Below are 23,205 nucleotides of genomic sequence, written 5' to 3'. Positions count from 1 at the left end.
CCTCCTATAACTTTAGCCTTTTAGCTTTTTCTGAAGCTCGTACAACAGATTAATCGCTTGAAGCGGTGTTATATCTAGTAGATCAAGCTCTTTCATTTTATCGGTAACTTTCTTTTCTTTTGAAGAAAGCTCTTGTTTCTTCTGTTCTTTCGGTTCATCAAAGAATGACAGCTGTGATGGCTGCTCCTTTATTTCCTTTACTGTACTCTTAACAGCAACAGGTTGTACATCTGGTTTTTCTAGTGCTGATAAAATTTCGTTAGCACGATTGATTAGTTCCTTCGGAAGCTCAGCTAGCTGCGCTACATGAATTCCATAACTCTTATCTGTTGGTCCTTCTTTAATTTTATGGAGAAAGACCAGCTTTCCATTATGTTCAATTGCACTAACATGAATGTTCTTTAATTTTTCAAGCTCGTCTTCAAGGACTGTTAATTCATGATAATGAGTTGAAAATAGTGTTTTCGCACCAATGTGTTTATGAATATACTCAATAATAGCCTGGGCCAGAGCCATACCATCATAGGTCGAGGTCCCGCGGCCGATTTCATCAAATAGAATCAAACTGTTTTGTGTAGCGTTGGTCAAGGCATTTCTAGCTTCAAGCATCTCAACCATGAATGTACTTTGTCCAGATATCAAATCATCCGCTGCCCCAATTCTAGTAAATACTTGATCAAAAATTGGCAGCACCGCTTCATCTGCAGGTACATAACATCCGATTTGTGCCAAAATGGCAGTTAAAGCAATTTGGCGCATGTACGTACTTTTACCACTCATGTTTGGACCTGTGATAAGAAGAACCTCTCGCTCATGATCCATAAAGCAGTCATTCGCTACATATTCCTGCGCATTCAATACTTTTTCAACGACGGGATGTCTGCCTTCCTTTAGGACAACTTTACCCTCTGTAGAAAATTTCGGTTTTACATAACGACGCTCTTCACTCACCTGCGCAAAGCATTGAAGGACATCCAGCTCACTAACCGCTTTTGCTGCAGCCTGCAGGCGCGGGATATGTTCTTTTACAATCTCGCGAATTTCAGTAAAAAGCTGATACTCAAGTTCACCGCTTTTTTCCTCTGCTTGTAAAATTAGCTCTTCTTTTTCTTTTAACTCAGGGGTAATAAAACGTTCTGCATTTGATAAAGTCTGCTTTCGCTCATATTGCCCTTCTGTTAAAAGATGCAGGTTTGATCTCGTTACCTCTATATAATAGCCAAATACACGGTTATAACCGATTTTCAAGGATTTAATCCCTGTCTTTTCGCGCTCTTCACGCTCAAGCTGCGCAATCCATGTTTTCCCGTTTCGGCTTGCATAACGGTATTGATCTAACTGTTCATTGTATCCGTCACGAATCATATTTCCTTCTTTTAACGAAAGCGGTGGATTCTCCACAATTGCTTGTTCTAAAAGGTCAGTAACCTCCTCGCAAGGATCGAGTGATTCAGCAATGTTATTTACTTCTTCATTCTCCATGCCAAAGAGAATTTGTTTTAAGAAAGGAATCTGCATTAATGATCGTTTTAATTGGACAAGGTCACGGGCGTTTACGTTACCAAAAGCAACACGGCCAGCAAGCCTCTCCAGATCATATACTTCTGTCAACTTTTCGCGAAGCTCCTGGCGTTCAAAATACTTGTTCATTAGAACTTCCACAATAGTTTGACGTTGTTCAATGTCCTTACGAGAAATTAATGGGCGGTCAATCCAGGTTTTCAGCGTCCTGCCGCCCATGGCAGTCATCGTTTCATCAAGAAGCCAAAGCAGAGAACCTTTCTTTCCTTTTGAACGTATTGTCTCCGTTAATTCAAGATTCCGTTTAGAGTAGTAATCAATTTTCATATATTGATGGATTTGATAGGTTGTCACCGGTTGGAGGTGGTCAAGGCTTCTCTTTTGTGAACGATATAAATAATGAAACAGCCTGGCTGCACTTTGTTTTAGTTTATCTTGATTGAGATTATCTAATAGATGTGAAAAATTCATATCTACTGAACTATTATCTTCGAATGAAATGGCGAGGACATCACGTTCACGCATTTTCTTCTGTAATTCAGCATCGAAGTCGTTTGCGACAACCACTTCCTTGGAGCTTAATACGGCTAGTTCATTTAACACTTCATCAAAGTTGGATGAGAGCTGGGTAACCTTGCTTTCACCTGTTGAAAGATCCGTATAAGCAAATCCAAATGTTTGATCTTCAAAACAAGAAATGGAGGCAATATAGTTATTTTCTTTATCTGATAATGACTTACCTTCCATTACCGTTCCAGGTGTAATAAGCTGGACAACTTCCCGTCTGACCATGCCTTTTGTTAGCTTGGCGTCTTCCATTTGCTCGCAAATGGCTACTTTATAGCCCTTTGAAATAAGCTGTTCAATATAGTTAGGGGCAGAATGATAAGGAACCCCGCACATTGGGATTCGGTCCTCACTGCCACCTTCACGGCTCGTTAAGGTAATCTCTAATTCTTGGGATGCTTTGATCGCATCATCAAAAAACATTTCATAAAAATCGCCAAGGCGAAAAAATAAAAAGGCATCTTGATAATCTGCCTTCACGGTTAAGTATTGCTGTATCATCGGCGTATAACCAGCCATAATGACCCCCACGTTTTAATTATTTCGAGTATCTTCGACAAACTATTATACCATATTTCAGGTAGACTTAGATTAGGTAGAAATTTCTTTTATCCTGTTATGGTCGGGAATGGGACATACCCGCATATAATTCATAGTAGCAAATCGAAAAGGGTGGTCAAAAATGAGTTGGTTTGGAGGCAGTTTTAAGGAATATGATTTTGTAATGTTTTCTGTCAGCCATTTTGTCATCATCGCTATTCTTTTTATTGGCTCTATGGTTATTTATCTTAAAAGAGAAAAATTTAAGGATGAAAAATGGAGAAAAGCTGAGGTAACTATAGGGATATCTTTAATGCTGATTGAGGTTAGTTATCATATTTGGATGGTTGTAAATGATCGGTGGGCTGTCAGTCATGCGATTCCATTAGAATTGTGCAGCATCAGCCTCATTTTATCTATATTATTATTGTTAACGAGAAAAAAATTTATTTATGAAATATTATTATTTACAGCTTTATTGGGTGCTTCTCAGGCGATATTTACCCCATTGTTAAATTTTGATTTCCCGCATTTCCGCTTTTTACACTTCTTTTATACACATTTAATGATGATTTGGGTTGTCTTCTACTTTACTTGGGTACAAGGCTATAGACCAACCATATGGTCCGTCGTAAAACTCTTTGTCTTTTTAAATGTCTTGATGCCGTTCATCATGCTTATTAATAAGGCAGTCGATGGGAATTATATGTTTTTGAGCCATAAACCCAATAGTGCCAGCCTTTTAAACCTTCTTGGTCCCTACCCATGGTACATCTTATCAATGGAGTTTTTATTAATAACCCTTAGTCTCTTCGTATGGTTAATTTTCAGGAAAGGCGATAAAAGGTAGAAAAGGAAATTATTTATTGACCTTTTAGCTTTAACTATTTATAATAAATAACGTTCCTAATAAATGTGTCCCGATAGCTCAGCAGGATAGAGCAACAGTTTCCTAAACTGTAGGTCGGAGGTTCGAATCCTCTTCGGGACGTAACCGTTAGAAAAGCGCTATGTATCGCGGTTTGTTATCCGTTAATCAATACGGTGACAATGCGGTGACATAGCGCTTTTTTCGTTGTCTGTAGGACGTCAATTTTAGCACTGTAGGACCCCGATAGGTGATTGTAGGACACTTGCGGCTGGATACTAGGAGGAGTAAAAACCGCATGAAACGTAAGTTTATTACTGAAAGAGGCGCGGTAAAGGCGCCACAAGTCCGACAGTCTCGGCATGTCCTATATACTATCGATGAGGCCATCGAAATCTTTATTCGGGCCAAAACTGCGGAAGGAGTCCGACCAGGTACAATCAAAGGATATCACGATATTTTCCGTTATTTCCGGGAATGGTTGGACGATGATATCACAGAGATTCATGAGATTAAGGCGGACACAATACGCAATTATATTAATTACCTTCGCACTGAACGTACACCATATGCGGAAGACCCACAACGGAAACGCAGCGGTAAAGGATTATCCGTACATACTATTAATATACGAATTCGCGGACTGAGTGCGTTTTTCCGCTTCTTATCGACCGAAGGGATTATTCCGGATAATCCAACGGTGAATATTTCGCAAGTACGAGATGATCAGCATGAAGAGGTTCCTGGCATTCCAGATGAGCAGATTGACACCATACTGGCCGCTTATGACGATAGACAATTCGCACAATGGCGCGATAAGACACTTATTCTATTGTTATTAGATACCGGACTACGGATCGGTGAGGCACTATCATTAACCTCAGAGCAAATCAATTTCAAGGATTTAACGGTGACGGTGCCTTCTCGGATTGCAAAGAATCGGAAGTCACGCGAGATCCCTATTAGCCGTGAAGTTGCTAAGAGGTTGCGGCAATTACTCGACGAAACACAGCAATATTTCGGGGAGGACGCTCAGGTATTTATGAACGCTTATGGCGGAGATTTTACCGACGATGCATTTCGCCGTAGATTAAATCGATTGAAGCGGAAGTTGAATATTCCTAGGCTACATCCTCATATGTTTCGGCATACATTCGCAAGGAACTACGTATTAAATGGCGGTGACATCTTTACACTTCAGCGCATACTGGACCACGCTGAAATAGAGACAACTCGCAAATATGTACAGATGGATAACGAGCATATCCGCGAGCAACATAATAAGTTTTCGCCCGTTCGAAATATTATGAAACGGAATGGCATTCGAGTTTAACAAGCAGCCTTTGGGGCTGTTTTTTTATTATGGCCAAATTAACAGCCGAGCCTGTTATAAACTTACGAAAATAAGAATAACTTTAAATGCTGTCGAAGCGCATAAGTTTGTCAAATTTATAATTCAAGTCTAAATTCATTGAGCTATTTCTTAGTGCGCCATTTTTGTTGTAAGATTTATGTAATATTTGAATTAATAATTCTAAACCATCTTTTTGGTAATCATTTAAAGAAGCATAGACATACTCAATATCCTCATTTCTAATGGGTTTAATAAATTCGATTAATTTGCCAAGTAACCCAACTATTATATCTGACAACTGAATGTAAATATTTTCATGAGATTTTTTAAATTCATAATTTGTCAGTAACTTATTATTTATACGAATAGGTTGCATTTGTTTCTGTACTTCATGCTCTTCATCAAAATAATGATATGATTGATTAAACATGTATATATTTTTCTCGTATAATAACTTGTATTCATTAATAAATAGCAAGTCCGTATTGTTTAATAGAAAAATTGGTATTTTCATTTTATTTGTTTCGATTAAACTTATTAATTCATTTTTATTAGATAATGATTCTGGAGTAGTACCTTTTATGCTCTTAATTAAATCTTCATAGAAAGATACACTGTCTTTTTCACTGATATTCGGGTACTTATGTTTTTCGAAAATTTTTATAAAGACTTCAGTATTAGCATACACAAATCGGTATAACAAGGTTTTATAATAATTCGCTACATCTAGATTACTGAACGTCTCCAATGAATCAATTATATCAACTAAAGAATAATACAAATTATCGAAAATTTGATAATGAATATAAATATCTTTTTCTAACAACCACGATAAGAAATATTTTATTTTATTACTTGAAATACATTTTAAGAAGTTACTTCCTTGACCACATAGATTTTTGAACTTAACTTCTTTTAAGTTTGATTGTATATGCAATTTATTTCTTAATTCTATAAAATTGTCATTAATATTTTGAATCTCTTTGTCAAGCGCCACTCCCCCTAATATATAATCTTTATTTTTATCGACATTTAGTTTCCCATCCTTGATTCTGAATATTCTACAATTATTCGTTTCATCATAATAAAAAGTATAATTTACATCAAAATTTAAATTATTATCAATAGATTTGTAAAATTCGATTAACTGCTCCCTAACATATCCATATACCATATAACGACAACGCCTCTTAAACTATATTTTGTACCATTTTAACAAACATTTTCAAAATTATGAAATAGAACTGACTACAAAGTACATTTTTGTCAACAACAAAACAAAGCATTGATTTAAATAAATTTAGAGAAAGGGTTATATTACTTTTAGTTATTGCTGAAATCACATAAAAAAAGCGGACGCAATCACGTCCACTCTACAAAACTAGGCAGTCGCAATAATCCCGCCTTTGTTAAATTTCGATATTTCACGCGCGCCCGAATTGGCGCAGCTAGGTAAGCAAAATCATCCGTCTCCTGCGAAACTTCAGCACGATACACATCCGCCCTTGCTTGCGCTGGCACACCAAGCTCCATAACGCCCATATACTTCCCGTCAGCGTCCGTTAACAGCCAGCCGAAATCCTTCGGTTGCTTACGATATCCAACGACTTGAACGTCCGCGTACTGGTAATTGATAACCTTCAGCCATGATTGCGAACGTTTGCCGACTTCATAACGTGAGTCCTTACGCTTTAAAACAATCCCTTCGAGGGCTTGCACTTTAATTGCGTCAAAATAAGCTTCGCCGTGTCCTTCGATAAACTGCGTTTTTGCTAATATCGAAGAGTCGGTCGGAATGATTTCCGCAAGTAACTCCTTACGATCTAATAACGGAAGAGTAGTCACGCTGCTTCCTTCGTGTTGAATTATGTCAAAAGCAACGAAAGTGACTGGTGTACGATCTTTCGAACTCATAAACCGGCTCATCATCGCCTCGAAATCCGGCTTACCTGCGGTGTCGCTAACGATTAGCTCGCCGTCAAGCACGGTGCCTGGCGGAATATCGAGCGCAGCCAGTTCAGGAAATTTTGATGTTACATCGTTTTTATGACGTGAATACAGGCGCACTTTGCCCGCATTGTCCACGGAATATATTAAACGAATTCCGTCGAGTTTTAACTCCGTGATGTAGTCGGAGGAGTCGAACGGCTGATCCGATTTGTGTAAAAGCATTGGCGATATGAATGTCAATATAGTTCACCTCGCCTATTATTCTAACATAATCAAATTGTAAATTTTATGGAAACTATTGCTTTTTGCGTACGTCGATGTAGAACCAGTTACCTAAAAAATAAAAAAAGAGCCTAATGGCCCTTAGTCAGAATTACCCATTAAAGTAAAACCACAAGATATTATTATAATAAAAACGACAACATATTGTATTATTTGCGTTTTTAAAAAGGAGTTCTAGAAGAAGTTGTCGAATAAATGTATTATGAATTATTTTTCTACAAAGGAGGTACTATTTACTCACTTCTAAAACTATTTCTCCATTTTTCCTAACCATTATATTCCTTACACTAAATCTGCTATTTGCCAAAGTTAATACACTTCCAGGTCCAATGACATCATTGTTCGTATATAAAACTTCATCTTGATATTCACCTAGATAATTCGCCTTATAAAAAATTTTAAACTTCATTAAATCAAATCCTTTCTGGAATGGGGAGTACAATGAAAAAGAATAATAGTGAATACTTACAAAAGGTATTACTTTTTAACCAATATTTAAAAAAGTATTTGGTTGCCGACAAACTTGAATATATTAACAAGTTTCCAAATTTCAATCAAATATATACATCATTTAGACAAGAAGACGATAAAGCAGATACTGCCGTTATTGTAGCAAGAAGTCTTATATACGGGCTAGAAAATGAGATAATTTCTGAATATGACTTAGATGAAATATTATTCCTTATATTGGAGGACTCTTTATTTAACACCTATCTTTTCAATTTGAATTCAGTTCCTTTAAATGAGGCAAAGCAATTAGACATCGAGTACCTACTAAATAGTTGGAAAATACCGCGTGAACATAGGATTATTAACAACATTGATGCTAAAACAATTAGAGATTATGTTATTTGCGGATACAGAATAGCCGATGATGAAAATGGTATTGAGTCTCTCAGGGTACTACTATTAGATAGTAAAATAATAAACATTCAACAAAAAAATGAAGAAACAAAAGAGGTAGTATTTCCAACCATAGTTGAAATCGACTTCAGACGACAGTTACTTCATATACGATTACGGGATGTTGACAACATCGTTGGTGAGTCAGAAAAAGTAAGTACAATGTCTGGTAGAATCGAAAACACACTTAATTTTATAAGCTCACTAAAACCAGATATCCAGTATTCTGAGATTGATAATTTTAAAACATCTCTTTATAATTTAGAAGAATATTTACTAAATGAAAAACGTAATCAAGCTTACGTAAAACTCGAAGAATTTGATAGTGAGATTGAAATATTTACAAATGCAGTCTGTGAAAAGTTTAACCCACCAGCTTCTCATGAAATTACTCCTCGTGAATATATCAATACCGGAGTACTCTCGATTATTGCCACTACATTGAATAGAAATGAATTGGGCGATGTTGTTGGAATCAAATTCAGAGATACCCAAAGTGAAGACAGGAAATACGCTGAAATAACAATTAAGGATACCGGTAATAAGTGTATTTCAACTAGTAATCTTTATTGGTTAAATTTATCAGTTCTTCAAAACACGAAAGCAATCGAATTTTTAAAAATCATCACTCAGGTAGAAAGTGGCGCAGTAGTGGTGAATATGGAATTTTCCCTGGATACCGCAAATATTAGACTACTTCAGAGATCAGCTGTTGAAGAGTCTGGTGCTCGGCCTTCCCAAGAAAAATATGATGAAATAATTGATTTTATAAAACCATTTATTGGTCAATAAGAATATAAAGCACCTAGATTTCACAAAAAGAATCTAGGTGCTTTTTTTGTTTTTAATTGGACATTATTAAATAAATCTATTTAGTTAACCAATTTATTCAGTTCGTCTAATTTTTCCGACACTTCCGCGTCAGTCAATCGCCGTGTTTTGCGTGAGTCAATATCATTTGTCGTAACCTCTGAACGGTTTATTAACCGACCAGTCGCCTTAAGATACAGCTCTAACGCCTTAATCGACCCTATTCCGTTATTAGACGTCCCACGCACAAGCTTCATTAACATCGACATTGCCTCGGAATAAAAATCGTCGAGTGTTAAGTCGGTTATTGCGTTCTTGTACTCGATAAAATTGCGGTCCTTTTTGCGCCAATTGTATAACGTTTTAGTGTCCACACCGCATTCCTCGGCAATATCCTCTAGATTTTTCTTTTCGCCTTTTAGAGACGTCGATAGATCGTTTTGAACAAGTAACCAAGCAGCCTTTCTTTGCATTGGCGACAGTTCAATTTCTAATTCCTCCATTGATCGCATTCGAATTCCTCCTTTAGTATAGGTGTTTAATTGATTCATAGTGTGCGTACAATCGTTCAAGCTCCGCATTTAATAATTTCTCATCACTTTTATAACGTTCATATGATGCGTAAACCCGTGCATAATGCTTTTGATTCTCCATTGAATTCAAATTATTGTCGTATACAATACTACTGAGCGGTTGTTGTAATCCGAGATTAGCAAGCTCTACAGCTCTTAATAACCTACGTACATACTCCCTTGGTGACAGTGCGCCGGGATTCTTTATTGTATCGAGCCCATAATTAATTCCAATACTGTAGGAACTAAGGACATCACCGCCAATAGTTTCATTTATTAAGTCCAAGTCCTTATTGTATGAGTCAAATTTGGTTACGTCGATAGGAAGAATTTCGTTAGCGTCGTCGCACAACTTAGCGTACTTTACTATAAAATCATAAATGTGTCGGCATCGCTCAACCAAAAGGAACCCTATTTCAGATGGGATGAAATTATCTGGCGGATTAGGTGGTAGGCCACGATTAGCCCTGTCAGCACGCCATTCATCGATTTCTTTTTTCATTTTTTCAATATCGCTCATACTTGACCTCCTATTCTTATAACTCGTTAATCCTTCTTTGTACTGCCTGCCGAAACTTCTCGCGATTATCCCAAACAGCTTTACGGAAGAATCCTTTTTTGCTCGCATGTTCATATTCCTGGCGGGTAGCATATTCAACATCGGAACCAAACTGCCACGCCATGTCGTCCAATTTTTCAACGGACGGAGGAATCGAGGCAGCAAGCTTACCGGTCTTAACTGGTGCATTTGTAGCCGCTTCGTTCGCCATCGTACGAACTGTTCGTTCGGTAATTATGTCAATGTCCGCCACTAAGTCTCGTGCAGCTTCATCGCTAAGCCTGCGCAAGACATCATCAATACCGGTAATGTGAACGTTCATATTACGTGCCATTAAAAGCACCTCCAATAAATAAGGCCCAGCCGAAGCCGAGCCCGTTATTACCTTCTCATTCCGCTCATTCTAGCCTTCATTGAAAAGTCACTAGACATCAACTGATTAATATCGTCATACGTTGCGCGTGCGATTTCGCTTCCGTTTAGATAAAGCGGAATTTCAATTGTCACCTTCTGCGAACCAGAGTTACTCGCGGCTTTATTTAGCGATCTTTCGGCTGTACCTCCCGCGTACCCAGAAGTGCTAGGCGTGGCGTATGCAAGCGACGGAACGGCAGCCGAAGCCATGTCCGCTGTGGCACCTTTTACTTCGTTAATCATGTTTTTGATACCATTCGCAAATCCCTCTCCGGAAAACTCACCCAATTCCATAAGAACTCTCGAAGGCGAATGAATACCCAAGAATGACTTAATTTTCGCAGGGATAGCTTTCGCGATTCCCGAAACCGCACTCGTGACTGCCGAAGCCATAGATTTGATCCCCGACACTAATCCAGCGATAATATTACGTCCTATCTCCGCAAGATTGATACTTTTAAAGATACTGACGATATTATTCCAGATCGTACTCGCAGTATTTTTCACCATTTCCATAGCGCCTTTAAAATCGCCAGTAAATAGCTTAGCGAACGTGCCAATAATGCCGAGGATTACGTTTACAACCGTCGAGAAGACCGCTTGAATGACCGCCCATGCTACTTTGACAACACCTACGATTACCGGAAAGACTGCCTGGAAGATACCCGTAATAATGCCAAGCGCGACCCTGATTTGACCGGAGATACTCGCCCAGTAAAGTTGGACTACTTGCATAATAGCCTCGCCATTTTGCTTCCACCATGCCATTATTTGGCTAAGACCACTCTTGATAGTCAAAGATAGCTCAGCCATGACGGAATTAACGATACCCTTGACAAAATTAAACGCGACATCAAACGCACTCTTAATCGCTGCCATAGTAGTGTCAATGAAGTTTCGGAAGCCTTCGATGTGCTTATACGCATAAATAAATGCCGCAACAAATCCGACAATGGCTGCAGCGACTAACATAACGGTTGCCATCATACTACTTAATCCGATTACTAGTGGTCCGATAACTAACCAAACGGCATTCATAGCCGCTGCCAAGCCTCCGTACATACCAATTCCGACGGCTAGAGGTGCTAATATCAAGGTTAATATCGGTAAGAGCATCATAAACCCTTGTATCATTTTCGCGAGTGTCGGATGAGCCTCGTTAAATTTAATCGCCATTTCTGCAATTTTAGCAACGAAATTATACAACGGTGTCATGACGGCTGCGAACACGTCAACCATCGGTTTAAAAGCCTGTTTTAGCTTTTCGATCATGTTCGTAAAGGATTCAGCGTATTTCGGATTCATCGCACTAGCTGCCTTGTGAAGCCCTCCGTAAAGTAACACGGAAGCTCCTGCAGCAACTAAAGCAACGGCACCCATTCGCATGATACCCGCGTTAATAAGCCTTATCTGACTCTGGAGCTGCGCCATTGAGGCTTGGGGTCCTAGTTGTTGAAGCGCTAAGACAGCGGGAGTTCCAGCTCGTGCCATCCGTTCCATTCCTCCACTAACGCGCAATAAGCCTTGATTAACGTTATATAACGGATTATTTATGCGCTCTAGGTTCGACGCAATAGACGAGCTTTGCGTTGAAGCACCTAGTACAGCCCCGATTGACTGAAGGAAACTCGTCCTTACCGCGATATTATTACTGATCATGCTCTGCGATAATTGCCGTTGCTGGTTGCCGAGGTCTGCTAACGCGGACATAAGATCCCCGGTTCTGCCTGCATATTCATCAGAATTTCGAGCCAGCTCCAGATAACCATGTGAAATTTCGATTTGACTTTCCCGATATTGCGTCATATCAGCGCGAGGAGTTCGGAACGCTTCTTGTAAGTCGCGAGCCATTCCTTGCGCTCTTTCTGATAGTCCCGACATCGTTCTTGTAATACCGCGGACTGTTTCGCTCATTCCGGTCATTTGCTGCGTGGCTCTTCTTAAACCACTGGTAAGTCCGGCTATATTAGCGCCAACCTGTACCGTTAAATTCATATTAGACATTTTTCTTGATCCTCCTTTCAAAAGACTTCGCTAATTTCGCAGTCTGCTTAGCGACTGTAATCGCCTTTCTGTAATTCCGCTTAGTGCCGTAATTGAAAGCGGCAATTTGGTTTTTGAATATTAAACGGACAAAATCGACATGCTTCTTAGTTTCAGCAGGTAAATTGAGCGCATCTAATTTCGCAAGACCTAACTTCGAGTTGCTTTCTGCGCGTTTAAATACAGCGTCCACATCATCAAGGGATTTACATTTTGTTTGCTGACTCGCAACCCATTGACCTAATTGCGTAACATGCTCGTTTACTATCGAAATAACTTCGTTTAAATCGTTTTTCATTTCGTCACCTCCGCGCCATTTTAGATAAAATAAAAAGACAGCCCGTTAGGACTGTCAGATTCAATATGATCGCTCCCATCAGTGGAATGGCTGACCGCTGGTTCATCGCGAGATATGTAAAAAGGAGCCCCTAAGAGCTCCTCCTCGAAGTAGACGCTACTTACTTTTCGCTTTTACCCAAACTGCTGGCTTTCCTTGATAAGTAACAGCTTCCTCGATTTCGTATTCTTTATTGGTTTGCAAAAACTCAAATCTCTCGAATTCATTACCGAATTTGATTAAGTCCCCCACTTCATTTAACGTTACTCCAACACCAGAGGACCCCGTATAGCCGTGGAATACCCCACCGTTTTCATATTTCGGATTCTCTCTAAGGAAGTTTTCCATTTCTTCTACTGACCCAAAATGAGTGCTTAATTGACTGCGAGTTTTCTTGACCGGTGTGTAAGTTTTCATTATTTAGCCCCCCTAATTTTTCCTCTTCTTTTTAGTGATTCATATAACGCGCGACCAATTTCCTCGCCCGTCTTTTCTTGCTTTTCGTCCTCGTTTTGCGTTTGTTCTTTCTTTTCCATCTCTTACTCCCCCTTTTAAATATCAGCGACTATACTTTCTTTTCGACTGAGAGCATCGAAAGCCAACACTTTGGTATTTATCGATAACCCCTTACGTCTATGCGAAACGAACACCGTTAGTCCGTCTTGCTGTGCTAAAATTGCTAAGGACCGCTGGAAATGTTCATGCCTTTTAAATTGCTCCATTTTTGACCGAAACCGGACGGTTTTTGCGTCTGCTTCCCTCATTAATTCAGGCAATACCGCTTTTAAACAACGGTTAGCGGAGTTGAATTCACTAGAATCGTAGAACAAACTCGCAACCTTAACTGGATCATTGATTCGAAGAAACTCAGCGCCAACACCGAAGTTTCCCTTTTCATCGCGCATAACCGCTACATCAATGTGAATAACGTCGTTCAAGCTTATCTACTCCTTTTGTAAATAGAGCCGCGATTAACCGGTCTTCCTTCCATATTTCAGCAACAATTTTATAGCCTGGTGTGTTTTGCAAACGATGGATTTCGTACTGTCTATCGGAATAAATCATTTGCTTAAATCCGCATTTATTTTCTGCATTTCATAATCCGCAAACTGGTTAGCCATATCATAGGCAACATCCTCAACAGGTTGTCCGCTGGTAATAGAAACATAGTGTGCAAGTAATACAAATCTAGCATCGCTCATCCTCTCGCGATTTTCGAAGAAATATGCGACTATAGGCTTCACACCTTTTTTGTGGTTATCCTCAGGGCAGCTTACAGTCAAGTTTGAAAGTGTATCAGCACCGCCTGCAGACCTCGGAATTATGTGTTCAATGTGGAAAACTTCGTCGGATTCACTTTGCTTCTTCCCGCAATAAGCACAGCTATCAAATGTTTCAAATAACGTTTCGATTTCGTTCAAAGTAACTTCAACTTCCCGTCCTTCTTTAGCTGCCTTTTCACGCATATGTTGCAGTGCTCTAGCTGCCTTCGATTGCGTTGCGCTCTTACATGCCTTACATCTGCTGGTAAAATGTCCATCTTTATAACGGCGATCAATTTCGAATTGACCTAATACCTTAACCTCATTACAAATCCTACATGTCCGTTGTTCCATTTGCCCATTCATGCGCTCTTCCCCCTCTTTCTAAATCGGAAATCCATCCAAAGTCGCGGAATCATTTCAGTGATTTGGCGTTGAGTGCAATGCGGTCCGAATGTGAAATACCTTGTTTCTTCGCCGTCCGTGACTTTCGCAACTATTTGTTTTTGGTGGTGCGGGTAATTTCGGCCAGGTACACAAAGGGTTGTATGAATTGCCTTTTCTCCGCTCATCTCTCTTGCACTTCCTCCATTTTCATGTTAAGTTATGTTTGGATTACTATGTCTCCGTTTTAAATCTTTCATAAAAAGCATAAAAGTCATCTGGTAAACCAGCCTCAAGACGAATTAATTTACTTCGAACATAGTCTGATACATCACGTTGAAGGTTCTCTATAGCGCTAATCGTTGAGGCCGCAACTCCAATCCGCTTTCCGAAACTCTCCATTGACTCACCCATGTAGTACCGTATTGCTTTGGCTTTCATTCCGTCCATTTGCACAACCTCCCTTTTATTCCGTTAAACCGGTAAATTAATTGGGCAAAATGCCCTTCTATAATAATTGGTGCAAATAGGGCGGTTTACCTCGATTTATCGCTAATTTTTATAATATTTTCCGGACTTTTTGCCATATGATTCTTTTCTTTTCGCTCCCTGGTTTCCTCTAAAATGTACTCGTAAGCGTGATCAGGTAAATATGTCCCAGTCTTCTCAAATCGAACCTGTGCATTCTCCTGTCCCTTCTTACATTCATCACAGCAATACTCAGCGTTAGGCCTGCGTGCTTTAACCTTAGGATGAATAAAACGGTCCTTTGCTATCGGGAAGTAATTATCGCAAGCATAATATTTACAACGTCTCCACTTCCTTCGCTCCACACGGTACTCCTCGAATGTTATATAATCTTCAGTCGCATCCAATCGCTCCATTAAATCATCATATAAATCTCGCAAATTATAATCACTTCGCTCCACATACTCGTATTCAAGGCGAGCCCATTCTTTACGTGTTCTATTCGCGACAGCTTCTTGATGAGCAACCCTAATTAAATAATCCGCATTGAAGTTTAGTAAATTTCCCGCTGCCTCTGCGGTGTATAATGGCGCCTTTTTTAGACGATCGTCTGGAACGTTTGCGTATGCCTGCAGCCCTTCGTACTTTTTAAGCGGGAAATCTTTCGAAGTTTTATATAGAGATAGATTTCGCATTCGATCCGGTAACCTTCCGGTGCTTTCAACGTAAACCTCCATAGCGACGTACACCGCTTTCGAAAGGTCTTTACAGCGCTGGTCCATTTCGTTATAACTTATATCTTTTGGCGGTGCGTATCCGTAAGCAGTCCGAAGTTTTAGCATAGTTTTATTGAGTTCGGTTCTGGCCTGCGCCCAAGTTACTGCGTTATCAATCGTTAAAATAGCTACTTCGTTTGATTTCATTTTCTTTTCCCCTTTTGGCTGTTTTGTGTTACAATTAAATTGGATAAATGTGTACAAAATCGGTAACGTAATAACATATTTATATATATAGAGCTTTTAAACACCGCCCTATAACGCCCACTTATTCTCGTATTCCCTACGCTTTACATACCGCTTGATTTCCTTTACATCGCACAGTTTTAATGCAACATCGACCACTGACTGCTCATTTGACACCTCCACGCTCGGCTCATCATCTGCAACTTCCGGAAGTAATAGACGATACTTGTTAGGCTTGTGGCGAAACTGGCCGAGCTCAAGACTTTTCGCAATATCTACCTCACCTTTTCGCCGATATTCAACGTAACCTTTTTGTACCAGCGTTTTAATTGCATTCTGAACGGTTTCCCTCGAAGTGGTGCCGATCATTGCCATCGCTGTCTTAGTCTTAAGATAGAACGTCGGCCCGTAGCGCTTGCTTGTTACGAGCATTGCGTAAAGCATTTGCTTTTGCTTGAATGTGCCGCATTGCAGTACCGCCAGTATTTCGGACTTATAAATGGTTACTTGTTTGTCCGCGTTTCCGAGTTTCATATCTTTCTCGTAAGCATAAGCGACAAGCCTTTTCGCCTCTTTGAGCCAATGGTCCGGCGTGCTACCTTTGCTGAAATACTGCGGCGGTGTGGCGTTAAGAATGTCCATAATCGCCTCGACTGCTTCTTCCTGCTCAAATCCTTGCGAATTATAGAAACACGCGAGCGTCAAAGTGGTCGAGTGCCTGCTGTTACTTTCGGTAAGCCTTCCCGATTCAAGTATGCGACGTGCTTTTTGTAATGCTGCGGATACGTCTATCACGTTGGCCATGATATTCGTTTCGGCCGCAACCGCCTCGAATTCACTAGCTTGCTTGTCAGTGAGTCCGAAGTCTGCCTCGGTTATTATCGTCGAGTCCATCGGTTCAACGTCGAGCAAATAATCGAAGGACTTAATAGGTGTCAACGTTTCGTTATCGCAGAACCAGCACCGATTGCCGGTCTTTTGGTGAACGCCTAACGGCAGTTTTACGCCTTGAGTCCAAGATGGTCGGAACTCTATTTGACCGTCCTGCAATTTGCCGACCGTGGCGATTACGTTGTCATAGAATGCGCGAATCTCTTTAACTGGTATTGGCTTATCGAAGAACATATCGACATGATAGCCTTTATTACCGCTAACACTTACGTGAATGTCCTGTCGCTTAATATTAAACTCGCGAACTAGCACGTCGATCAGCTTTAGCGTGGCCCAGCGCGCAAGACCTTTGTCGTTAAAGTCAACGTCGAAGGTTATGAATTTGTTAAAATAGCCTCCGTTGAAAATTCCGTAAGTCAGATCGCCATCTATATGCGTCTTTAACATACTGTCGTTTAGAACGACCACTCTGGCGCTATGCTTTTTATTAAACGTCACATAACTGTCTGGAAATTGAACTAGATACTTGCTGCGCGTTTGAATGTAGAGCTCGTTAATTTTTGCGTAAATAAGTTTGCGGCTGTTCTCTGTTGGCTGTTTCGACAATCAACTCATCCCTTCCTCTCGAATTTCGCTAACTCAACATCAAGCTCGGGCGTATTTAGAAAAACGAAAACTAGCTTGCCAGGATATCGTCGGCTTGGCTCAATGTCGACTAACCTAAACTCTTTTGCGACAAGTTCCTTAGCGACTCTAACGCTTAGAACGCACTTGTACTTTTCTTCCATTTCGTTATCCCCTCCGTAATTTTTTATTTATGTGAACGCGGACTGGCCGCGGAAAAAAAATACCTTACATATTAAAATAAGGACGACCAAGCACATCCGCGCAGTGTATCTAAGAGTTGGTACAGTCAAACCCTTGAAAATCGGACATTTATTGGTTAAAAAAAATTTTTGCCTTACGTGTAATTTGACGCAACAACATTCTATTTCGGACACCCGTATACTAATTAATGTCGCGATGGATTCCATAATCGGACACTTCAACGTAATTTTCTTCTAATAATGGCAACACTGGTTGTATAAAAGGAGGATTAAATATGACCAAGAAGAAAAATCGGGATTCAACGTCAAAAATTAAGATTAGAAAAGAAATATTTTTAGGAGAAATAAAACTTGAAGACTTCTTAAGAAGAGAAGCTGAATTATTATTAAAAAAATATAAATTAGCATTGCGAACATTTGTTCGTTATGGTATTCTATAAATAGAAAAAGGCCTGACCCGCATGCCACTGCGAATCAGACCTCGAAAATTGTATACTCGGCGCTGCCTATTGGGTTGCCGCCCGTCACCGATGTCGGTCAGCAGACTTGTGACGGCTCCAAGCACAATTTCTTCGTGCCACCGAAGGAGCTCCACCCGGAGTCGTGCTGCTATTTAAAATCGCTTGCTGATACGCCCTTGCCTTCGACGTACCAACGTCACGATTACCGGTAGGTATTGCCGTACCCTTTATTTCTAAAGCGATTGCCGTCGCTTAAAATCCACCGCTGCCTGGATCACTCACCTTAACTTTTTTCAAACGCATGTGATATAATCAACTCCTAGAGTATTTTTAGGCTCGCCTGGACCTCCCAAGTCATAAAGGCGGGCTCTTACTTTTTTACAGCAAGTTTATAAATAACTTCAAGAAATGACGCATTTGCTAGCCATTCTAAGCCTAGAGCGTTTACTCGTTCGTTATCTCCCTCAAGAAAATCTACTTCAAGCATTCCGCAGTCTGCACGATCCACATAAACGATGTTTTGGTCGTCGCGAACTGGTTCGTTAGGTATAATGATTACTGCGTCGTTATCATGCCTCTCGAAAATAACCTGAGGTGACAATAGATAAACTTCGTCTTCCACTATTCCGAAATCCGGATCATCCGAAACGGTATATACAGCCTTAATTATGCGTACTGTCATGCGCTTCTTACCTCCTTTATAATACGCCCGAATAAGATTGCTGCTTGAATTGCGCTAATTTCCCCGCAACCGAATTTCGCTTTCTTTGAAATTTCCGGAAATAACTCCGACATTTTAGCTGGTGAGATTGTAACTGGCGGTTTTGGATCACCATTTGCGACATATAAGTTGAACCAACCGACAATTGTTTTTACATAACGAATTTGAATCATTCTTTTTCTCCTCCTTAAAAGATATACCTAATTTCGTTCCTCATTTTTCGCACATTATCCAAAAAGATTGTCGGCATTACACCGACTGTTTAATACGGGCCTCTCTCAGTGTCACTAAGTATTCGAAAAACTCAACGACTGTCATTTTGCTGACCTTTTTGATATCAATAGTTTCACTGGGATCCCCTACAAGAAAAAAGTGAGCAAAAAATAATGAAAAGCTAAAATCAATGTCGTCTGTTCCCTCCTTTAGGCGATGAATACTCATCCCTTCCTCATCAAATGTTACTACTGCTCTGTTTTTTATCATGATCGCTTGATATGACCCGAAGATTTCTGAACCGTCGTTATCCTGTTCACGCAAATAAACCGTCTCTATCATCGCGCCCACCCCTTGAAGTTTAACTCCTGCGGTAATACCACTGGGTTAATTAGAGTATATAACTCCAGCAGTAAAACCGTCAAGGTAAAAATTAAAAAAATTTTGGAAACTTTTTCAGAAACTTTTCCGTAAAATAAGTTATAATAGAAAATATAGAAACTGAGGTTCGGGAGAGGTAAATATGACACTAGAGTTTAAATTAGGAGACGTACTAGAGGAATTGGAGATATCTATGAATGCCTTAGCTGTTGAAGGTAAGATTCGACCAGCTACCGTCTCATCCTACGTTAAAGGTGACGTAAGCCGGATCGAGGTAGACACTTTAATTAGCATTTTAGACACGATCAATCGACTTGCGATAGAAAAGAGACTAAAGCATAGATATGGCATAGAGGATATAATTTCATACGAATATAAATAAAGCGACCCGCTAAAGGTCGCCTTTTTCATGCGCTAATATCAACGTGCCTCTTACACTTGCAGCACTGGAATACATTCGGCCTTACTTCCCGGTGCCTCTTTAACTTGCGGCAAGTTTGGCAACTCAGCGTCACATGTCGGCCACTGCCTTCGTTAATTACCAGGTCCGACTCTTCCGCAAATAGTTCCTCGTCATCCTCAGCGCCTGCCGAAAATAAAGCATACGCCATAATGACGGTTATGCCTCCGGTTATAAAACCGACCCAACTCATCGCAAGTCCTCCCGACCCGTTAAGACGTAGTTAAGCTCACCGTTATTATTAACGACAACGACGCGATAGGCCGACTCCTTGCAATACTCGCGTTGCAGTTCCGAGACAAGCCCGGCGTCGTTAAGTCCCTTTTCGATAAGCAGTCCGGCCAATGTCGTCGGCTTCATATCGCAGGCCGTTGCCAGGCGTCGCAATTTCGATTCAATCTTGTTGGACAGCGAAACATTCACTCGATTAATTTTCTTCCCGCCTAAACCTTTTCCTTCTATCAATCCGATAACCTCCCTTTTGAAATCGTCGTGACAATTGACAACGTCAACCGCGTTACACTGTTACGCAATAGGCCCGTTGAAGAGACCGGTATTACTTGCCTACGACAATTTTAATTCCTCCGCTATCGCTTCGCTTTACGATTTTGAGCGGAGCATTCCGCCTCTGCATATCTGCGAAAATTAACTCCTTTACGTATCCGCTAAACTCAATCTTCTCTTCTTCCAGACGGTCTAAAAACGCCTTATCTTGCGGATTGGTAACATTAAAAGAAACCGACTTAACTCTCTTATTGCTCATCCTTAACGCCTCCTATCGCTTGATAGTAAATGGTATGAGCGGTAATACCAAACTATCACAACTTTTTTCGGAAAATTACAAAGAATCTTGTGAAAGGTTTTCGGACAACTTCGTCGAATTTATATAGTAGGTGATGCGAACATGGTGGTAAGCTTAATAGGATCGTGGATAAAACAATCGGAGTATAGTAGGCCGGAGATATGTGAGAGGTTCGGCATATCACAGAACACTCTATCGAATTGGTGCACGTGCAAGACTTATCCGTCAATACCGCAGGCCTTCGCATTAGCTGCGTTGCTGGGCGTTAAAGTGGACGACCTGTATGCGGTAAAAGAGGACGTAAAATAAATTTAGCGGTATGACCGTCTGGACCTGCATTATTTCGGAAATGGCCGAATAAGCTGACTTAAGAAAGAGTCAGCGTCCTTGGGGAAAGTGTAAGACTTCGATTATTAAATAAAAATTGCGGTAATAGCGGTCATTTTCGAATCCCTACAAGACGAGTTTAATGACGCATAAAAAATAAATTCTACGGTGCAACTTTTCTGGTTGACTTAAGAAGTACGCTAACTTAATATAAAAACATAGACATTTTCGACAGAAATAGAAAAAAAGAGACCATAGCTCCCACACTAGGTCTCCAAAGAAAAGAAAAGAAACTATCCTACGTGATGATCCGTCTTGCCTTCCTGGCTTGGCGGATTGTTTCGTTTCAGAAGCTTACGACTATTGTTCCAGCTTAATGCCTGAAACGTAGCCCCAACTAATCGAAAAATCAACCTTTCCCAATCTTCCCAGTTCATGGCAATTCCTCCTTCCTTTTAAAGATAGAGGTATGAACGATTTGTACAATCTATCATACTAGTTAAAATTACCATAGCCAAGGTATACAAATCAATATATAGTACCGAAAATATTTTCGACACTACTACATATTGTGTTTTATACAAAAAACTTTTACTTTGTCAAATATAATATTTGCTGGAAATCGGAGAAAGAATAAGATTTCGTTCGATTTTCGGCAAAAAAACAGGGAATTTTGACAAATTTATCGAGTTGAAATAGCGGAGGGAAAGTATATGAACGATTTACTAGAGGCAAAACTAACGATAGCCCGCATTAAAACGCAGCTCCTTGACCTTACTGGCGAGCTGATTGCGGATGAGACTGCGGACAAGGACTACGCCATTAAGCGATTACTTGGCGTTGTTGAGTACATCGATGAGCACGACGTTAAAGTTCGCGATATCCAAACGTAAAGCCCAGGCATAGCGCCCGGGCCTTCTTTTATTTCAATTTAATTTCGAATTCAAAGTCCTTCGATTCACCGTCAAACTGGTCTTCTGCGCCAACACGGCCGTTAAAACTCATTTTAATCCAAGTAATATCTGCAGCGTGTCCTCGTTCTAAGTACCAAATTATATTGCCCTCTTTGATTACTCCTTTGTCAATTTCACCACCGATGCTATCCGATACCCACATATCCGGCATGTCTATTTGTTCGCCAGTGCTCGTTACCAAGACTGCCTGGTCAGGATAAATAGTAAATTTGCCTTCCGTAGTATTCTCCATTTTGAACTTAACGCCAACTGCAGATGCCTTCGCATTTTCATCTTCCATGGTCGGTGCAATGTCGCTAACAACGACTTTCTCAACGTCAAGCTTCAAGCCGTTAAAGTTATCGGACCACTTCGCGTTGTCATAATACGTCCAGACGTCTTCCGCTTTTTTGTCTTCCGTTGAAGTGTCAGCGCTCTTGTCTTCCGCTTTGTTCGCTTCATCTTCGACCTTAGCCTCCGCCTTATTCTTGTCGTTCTTGTCGAGCTCTTCCGTAGCCTTGTCCGCTCCACATCCGGTTAATGCAAATAATAGTACCGCAGACAATGAAACTAGTAACTTTTTCATATGTAACCCTCCCTTAATATGGATATATCTATCTACGTCTAGTATAAGGTAAAAGTTCCCAGCGCGGTTAATTATTTTTATTGCGTCGGGCTTGCGTCGTAAAATCGTGGTAACTGGTCCGCGGTTTACCTGAGTCCGCTTTATATTTCCGTAGCTGGTACCGCGCCATTTCCTCCGCAGCTTCGCGCGTACTGCCGTAGTTATTATATACGGTCATTGTGCCGTCACTTATCGTTGCATCATAGCCGCCAGCGTTTAGCGCCCTTACCTTAATATTAATGCTGTCCATTTTCCGAAATAAGAACATCGTGATCGCCTCGCTTTCCTACGTTAGGAATTCGATGACTTGCTGCCGATACCTGCGAGGAAATGAGGACGTTGTGTGTCCGTAAATTTGAACTTTCAGCTCTTTTATTAAATGCACCAGTTACCAACGTGATTTCTTTTTCGTGGTCTCACCTTTAAGCCAATTTTCGAATGTTTCTTTATGTACTAAATATCTATTTCCTATACGTTTTACTTGAAACTCTCCGCTTTTAAGAAGTTCATATGCGTTGTTTCTCCCTATTCCTGTCATTGCCATTACGTCCTTCACATCAAGCATTACTTTTTCCATGATATCCTCCTAAAGATAAGCTGATCCTACTTCCTTTTATAAATCTAAGGGAGAGTTCATTATACAGTAACATGTTCCAGCGTGGTTAATCGTCATATTTGCGTCAGCTTATCTATTAATTTCACAATGGTATAATGTGGTAATTTTTAGCTAAAAATATAAATAAACATC

General features: G+C 40.2%; 33 protein-coding genes and 1 tRNA gene. 8 read left to right on the top strand and 26 right to left on the bottom strand.

All coding sequences use genetic code 11. From position 1 onward, the window contains the following. Nucleotides 1–12: 12 nt before the first annotated feature. Nucleotides 13–2,607: a DNA mismatch repair protein MutS gene (mutS, locus tag MLOOGBEN_RS06735; RefSeq protein ID WP_179157485.1), complete on the bottom strand. Its 2,595-nt coding sequence runs from the start codon at nt 2,605–2,607 to the stop codon at nt 13–15. 163 nt (nt 2,608–2,770) lie between these two features. Here mutS and MLOOGBEN_RS06730 point away from each other — a divergent pair, with 163 nt between their 5' ends. From MLOOGBEN_RS06730 to MLOOGBEN_RS06720, 3 genes are all read left to right on the top strand, one after another. Then, nucleotides 2,771–3,478, top strand: coding sequence for a YwaF family protein (locus MLOOGBEN_RS06730; protein WP_179157484.1), 708 nt, complete (start codon nt 2,771–2,773; stop codon nt 3,476–3,478). Nucleotides 3,479–3,545: 67 nt separating this feature from the next. Then, nucleotides 3,546–3,619 (top strand) — tRNA-Arg (locus MLOOGBEN_RS06725). A gap of 175 nt (nt 3,620–3,794) precedes the next feature. Beyond that, nucleotides 3,795–4,829, top strand: a complete 1,035-nt coding sequence (locus tag MLOOGBEN_RS06720; RefSeq protein ID WP_179157483.1) for a tyrosine-type recombinase/integrase — start codon at nt 3,795–3,797, stop codon at nt 4,827–4,829. Between the two features lie 82 nt (nt 4,830–4,911). On the opposite strand, the gene MLOOGBEN_RS06715 is transcribed toward MLOOGBEN_RS06720, so the two are convergent. Together MLOOGBEN_RS06715 and MLOOGBEN_RS06710 are read right to left on the bottom strand one after the other, a co-directional pair. Next, entirely contained in the window at nt 4,912–6,024 is a 1,113-nt protein-coding gene (locus MLOOGBEN_RS06715) for a DUF3800 domain-containing protein (RefSeq protein WP_179157482.1), read from the bottom strand. Nucleotides 6,025–6,212: 188 nt separating this feature from the next. After that, entirely contained in the window at nt 6,213–7,022 is an 810-nt protein-coding gene (locus MLOOGBEN_RS06710; protein ID WP_179157618.1) for an ATP-dependent DNA ligase, read from the bottom strand. Between the two features lie 501 nt (nt 7,023–7,523). Between MLOOGBEN_RS06710 and MLOOGBEN_RS06705 the strand changes: the two genes are divergently transcribed. Then, entirely contained in the window at nt 7,524–8,777 is a 1,254-nt protein-coding gene (locus MLOOGBEN_RS06705; protein WP_179157481.1) for a hypothetical protein, read from the top strand. A gap of 80 nt (nt 8,778–8,857) precedes the next feature. On the opposite strand, the gene MLOOGBEN_RS06700 is transcribed toward MLOOGBEN_RS06705, so the two are convergent. From MLOOGBEN_RS06700 to MLOOGBEN_RS06635, 14 genes are all read right to left on the bottom strand, one after another. Next, entirely contained in the window at nt 8,858–9,307 is a 450-nt protein-coding gene (locus MLOOGBEN_RS06700; protein ID WP_179157480.1) for a phBC6A51 family helix-turn-helix protein, read from the bottom strand. 13 nt (nt 9,308–9,320) lie between these two features. Beyond that, entirely contained in the window at nt 9,321–9,887 is a 567-nt protein-coding gene (locus MLOOGBEN_RS06695; RefSeq protein ID WP_179157479.1) for a hypothetical protein, read from the bottom strand. 16 nt (nt 9,888–9,903) lie between these two features. Then, nucleotides 9,904–10,215 carry an HK97 gp10 family phage protein gene (locus tag MLOOGBEN_RS06690; RefSeq protein ID WP_179157478.1) on the bottom strand — a complete coding sequence of 104 codons (312 nt, stop codon included), beginning with the start codon at nt 10,213–10,215 and terminating at the stop codon, nt 9,904–9,906. 92 nt (nt 10,216–10,307) lie between these two features. Next, nucleotides 10,308–12,344 (bottom strand): phage tail protein, encoded by a 2,037-nt coding sequence (locus MLOOGBEN_RS06685; RefSeq protein WP_179157477.1) that lies wholly within the window; start codon nt 12,342–12,344, stop codon nt 10,308–10,310. Beyond that, nucleotides 12,337–12,681, bottom strand: a complete 345-nt coding sequence (locus MLOOGBEN_RS06680) for a hypothetical protein (protein ID WP_179157476.1) — start codon at nt 12,679–12,681, stop codon at nt 12,337–12,339. Before MLOOGBEN_RS06680 ends, MLOOGBEN_RS06685 begins: the two co-directional genes overlap by 8 nt. 156 nt (nt 12,682–12,837) lie before the next feature. Beyond that, nucleotides 12,838–13,137: a hypothetical protein gene (locus MLOOGBEN_RS06675; protein WP_179157475.1), complete on the bottom strand. Its 300-nt coding sequence runs from the start codon at nt 13,135–13,137 to the stop codon at nt 12,838–12,840. Between the two features lie 134 nt (nt 13,138–13,271). Then, nucleotides 13,272–13,658, bottom strand: coding sequence for a hypothetical protein (locus MLOOGBEN_RS06670; protein ID WP_179157474.1), 387 nt, complete (start codon nt 13,656–13,658; stop codon nt 13,272–13,274). Next, on the bottom strand, nt 13,636–13,785 hold the full coding sequence (locus MLOOGBEN_RS06665; protein WP_179157473.1) for a hypothetical protein: 150 nt from the start codon (nt 13,783–13,785) through the stop codon (nt 13,636–13,638). The genes MLOOGBEN_RS06670 and MLOOGBEN_RS06665 overlap by 23 nt, the downstream gene beginning before the upstream one ends. Next, nucleotides 13,782–14,348 (bottom strand): HNH endonuclease, encoded by a 567-nt coding sequence (locus MLOOGBEN_RS06660; protein WP_179157472.1) that lies wholly within the window; start codon nt 14,346–14,348, stop codon nt 13,782–13,784. Before MLOOGBEN_RS06660 ends, MLOOGBEN_RS06665 begins: the two co-directional genes overlap by 4 nt. After that, entirely contained in the window at nt 14,345–14,554 is a 210-nt protein-coding gene (locus tag MLOOGBEN_RS06655; RefSeq protein WP_179157471.1) for a hypothetical protein, read from the bottom strand. Before MLOOGBEN_RS06655 ends, MLOOGBEN_RS06660 begins: the two co-directional genes overlap by 4 nt. 46 nt (nt 14,555–14,600) lie before the next feature. Further along, a complete protein-coding gene (locus tag MLOOGBEN_RS06650; protein ID WP_179157470.1) occupies nt 14,601–14,816 on the bottom strand; it encodes a helix-turn-helix domain-containing protein in 216 nt (71 codons plus the stop codon). A gap of 86 nt (nt 14,817–14,902) precedes the next feature. Further along, nucleotides 14,903–15,757 (bottom strand): hypothetical protein, encoded by an 855-nt coding sequence (locus tag MLOOGBEN_RS06645; RefSeq protein WP_179157469.1) that lies wholly within the window; start codon nt 15,755–15,757, stop codon nt 14,903–14,905. 108 nt (nt 15,758–15,865) lie between these two features. Then, nucleotides 15,866–17,293, bottom strand: coding sequence for a TOTE conflict system archaeo-eukaryotic primase domain-containing protein (locus tag MLOOGBEN_RS06640; protein WP_179157468.1), 1,428 nt, complete (start codon nt 17,291–17,293; stop codon nt 15,866–15,868). 5 nt (nt 17,294–17,298) lie between these two features. Further along, on the bottom strand, nt 17,299–17,475 hold the full coding sequence (locus tag MLOOGBEN_RS06635) for a hypothetical protein (RefSeq protein ID WP_179157467.1): 177 nt from the start codon (nt 17,473–17,475) through the stop codon (nt 17,299–17,301). 314 nt (nt 17,476–17,789) lie between these two features. On the opposite strand from MLOOGBEN_RS06635, the gene MLOOGBEN_RS06630 reads away from it, so the two are divergent. Continuing rightward, the gene (locus tag MLOOGBEN_RS06630; RefSeq protein ID WP_179157466.1) at nt 17,790–17,954 is read left to right on the top strand and encodes a hypothetical protein; all 165 of its coding nucleotides are present in this window, start codon (nt 17,790–17,792) and stop codon (nt 17,952–17,954) included. Between the two features lie 391 nt (nt 17,955–18,345). Here the strand turns inward: MLOOGBEN_RS06630 and MLOOGBEN_RS06625 are convergent, their stop codons facing one another. From MLOOGBEN_RS06625 to MLOOGBEN_RS06615, 3 genes are all read right to left on the bottom strand, one after another. Next, nucleotides 18,346–18,657: a hypothetical protein gene (locus tag MLOOGBEN_RS06625; RefSeq protein ID WP_179157465.1), complete on the bottom strand. Its 312-nt coding sequence runs from the start codon at nt 18,655–18,657 to the stop codon at nt 18,346–18,348. After that, the gene (locus MLOOGBEN_RS06620) at nt 18,654–18,869 is read right to left on the bottom strand and encodes a hypothetical protein (protein ID WP_179157464.1); all 216 of its coding nucleotides are present in this window, start codon (nt 18,867–18,869) and stop codon (nt 18,654–18,656) included. The genes MLOOGBEN_RS06625 and MLOOGBEN_RS06620 overlap by 4 nt, the downstream gene beginning before the upstream one ends. 76 nt (nt 18,870–18,945) lie before the next feature. Further along, nucleotides 18,946–19,251: a hypothetical protein gene (locus tag MLOOGBEN_RS06615; RefSeq protein WP_179157463.1), complete on the bottom strand. Its 306-nt coding sequence runs from the start codon at nt 19,249–19,251 to the stop codon at nt 18,946–18,948. A gap of 181 nt (nt 19,252–19,432) precedes the next feature. Here MLOOGBEN_RS06615 and MLOOGBEN_RS06610 point away from each other — a divergent pair, with 181 nt between their 5' ends. Further along, entirely contained in the window at nt 19,433–19,672 is a 240-nt protein-coding gene (locus tag MLOOGBEN_RS06610) for a helix-turn-helix domain-containing protein (protein WP_179157462.1), read from the top strand. Nucleotides 19,673–19,939: 267 nt separating this feature from the next. On the opposite strand, the gene MLOOGBEN_RS06605 is transcribed toward MLOOGBEN_RS06610, so the two are convergent. Together MLOOGBEN_RS06605 and MLOOGBEN_RS06600 are read right to left on the bottom strand one after the other, a co-directional pair. Next, on the bottom strand, nt 19,940–20,215 hold the full coding sequence (locus MLOOGBEN_RS06605) for a hypothetical protein (RefSeq protein WP_179157461.1): 276 nt from the start codon (nt 20,213–20,215) through the stop codon (nt 19,940–19,942). A 91-nt stretch (nt 20,216–20,306) separates the two neighbouring features. Continuing rightward, nucleotides 20,307–20,513 carry a hypothetical protein gene (locus tag MLOOGBEN_RS06600; protein WP_179157460.1) on the bottom strand — a complete coding sequence of 69 codons (207 nt, stop codon included), beginning with the start codon at nt 20,511–20,513 and terminating at the stop codon, nt 20,307–20,309. 141 nt (nt 20,514–20,654) lie between these two features. On the opposite strand from MLOOGBEN_RS06600, the gene MLOOGBEN_RS06595 reads away from it, so the two are divergent. After that, on the top strand, nt 20,655–20,861 hold the full coding sequence (locus MLOOGBEN_RS06595; protein WP_179157459.1) for a helix-turn-helix transcriptional regulator: 207 nt from the start codon (nt 20,655–20,657) through the stop codon (nt 20,859–20,861). A 311-nt stretch (nt 20,862–21,172) separates the two neighbouring features. Here MLOOGBEN_RS06595 and MLOOGBEN_RS06590 read toward each other — a convergent pair whose 3' ends face one another. Further along, complete coding sequence (locus MLOOGBEN_RS06590) at nt 21,173–21,316, bottom strand: hypothetical protein (RefSeq protein WP_179157458.1); 144 nt, start codon at nt 21,314–21,316, stop codon at nt 21,173–21,175. Nucleotides 21,317–21,592: 276 nt separating this feature from the next. Here MLOOGBEN_RS06590 and MLOOGBEN_RS06585 point away from each other — a divergent pair, with 276 nt between their 5' ends. Then, nucleotides 21,593–21,772, top strand: a complete 180-nt coding sequence (locus MLOOGBEN_RS06585) for a hypothetical protein (protein ID WP_179157457.1) — start codon at nt 21,593–21,595, stop codon at nt 21,770–21,772. A gap of 28 nt (nt 21,773–21,800) precedes the next feature. Here the strand turns inward: MLOOGBEN_RS06585 and MLOOGBEN_RS06580 are convergent, their stop codons facing one another. From MLOOGBEN_RS06580 to MLOOGBEN_RS06570, 3 genes are all read right to left on the bottom strand, one after another. Beyond that, the gene (locus MLOOGBEN_RS06580) at nt 21,801–22,418 is read right to left on the bottom strand and encodes a hypothetical protein (protein WP_179157456.1); all 618 of its coding nucleotides are present in this window, start codon (nt 22,416–22,418) and stop codon (nt 21,801–21,803) included. A 67-nt stretch (nt 22,419–22,485) separates the two neighbouring features. Then, nucleotides 22,486–22,725 carry a hypothetical protein gene (locus tag MLOOGBEN_RS06575; RefSeq protein WP_179157455.1) on the bottom strand — a complete coding sequence of 80 codons (240 nt, stop codon included), beginning with the start codon at nt 22,723–22,725 and terminating at the stop codon, nt 22,486–22,488. 120 nt (nt 22,726–22,845) lie between these two features. Beyond that, nucleotides 22,846–23,034 carry a helix-turn-helix domain-containing protein gene (locus MLOOGBEN_RS06570; protein ID WP_179157454.1) on the bottom strand — a complete coding sequence of 63 codons (189 nt, stop codon included), beginning with the start codon at nt 23,032–23,034 and terminating at the stop codon, nt 22,846–22,848. Between the last annotated feature and the right edge of the window lie 171 nt (nt 23,035–23,205).

It is taken from the genome of Bacillus sp. EB106-08-02-XG196 (genome assembly GCF_013396335.1).
Lineage (GTDB): Bacteria > Bacillota > Bacilli > Bacillales > Cytobacillaceae > Neobacillus.
The sequence above is the reverse complement of the archived record's forward strand: the minus strand, read 5'-3'. Positions and strand labels throughout refer to the sequence as shown.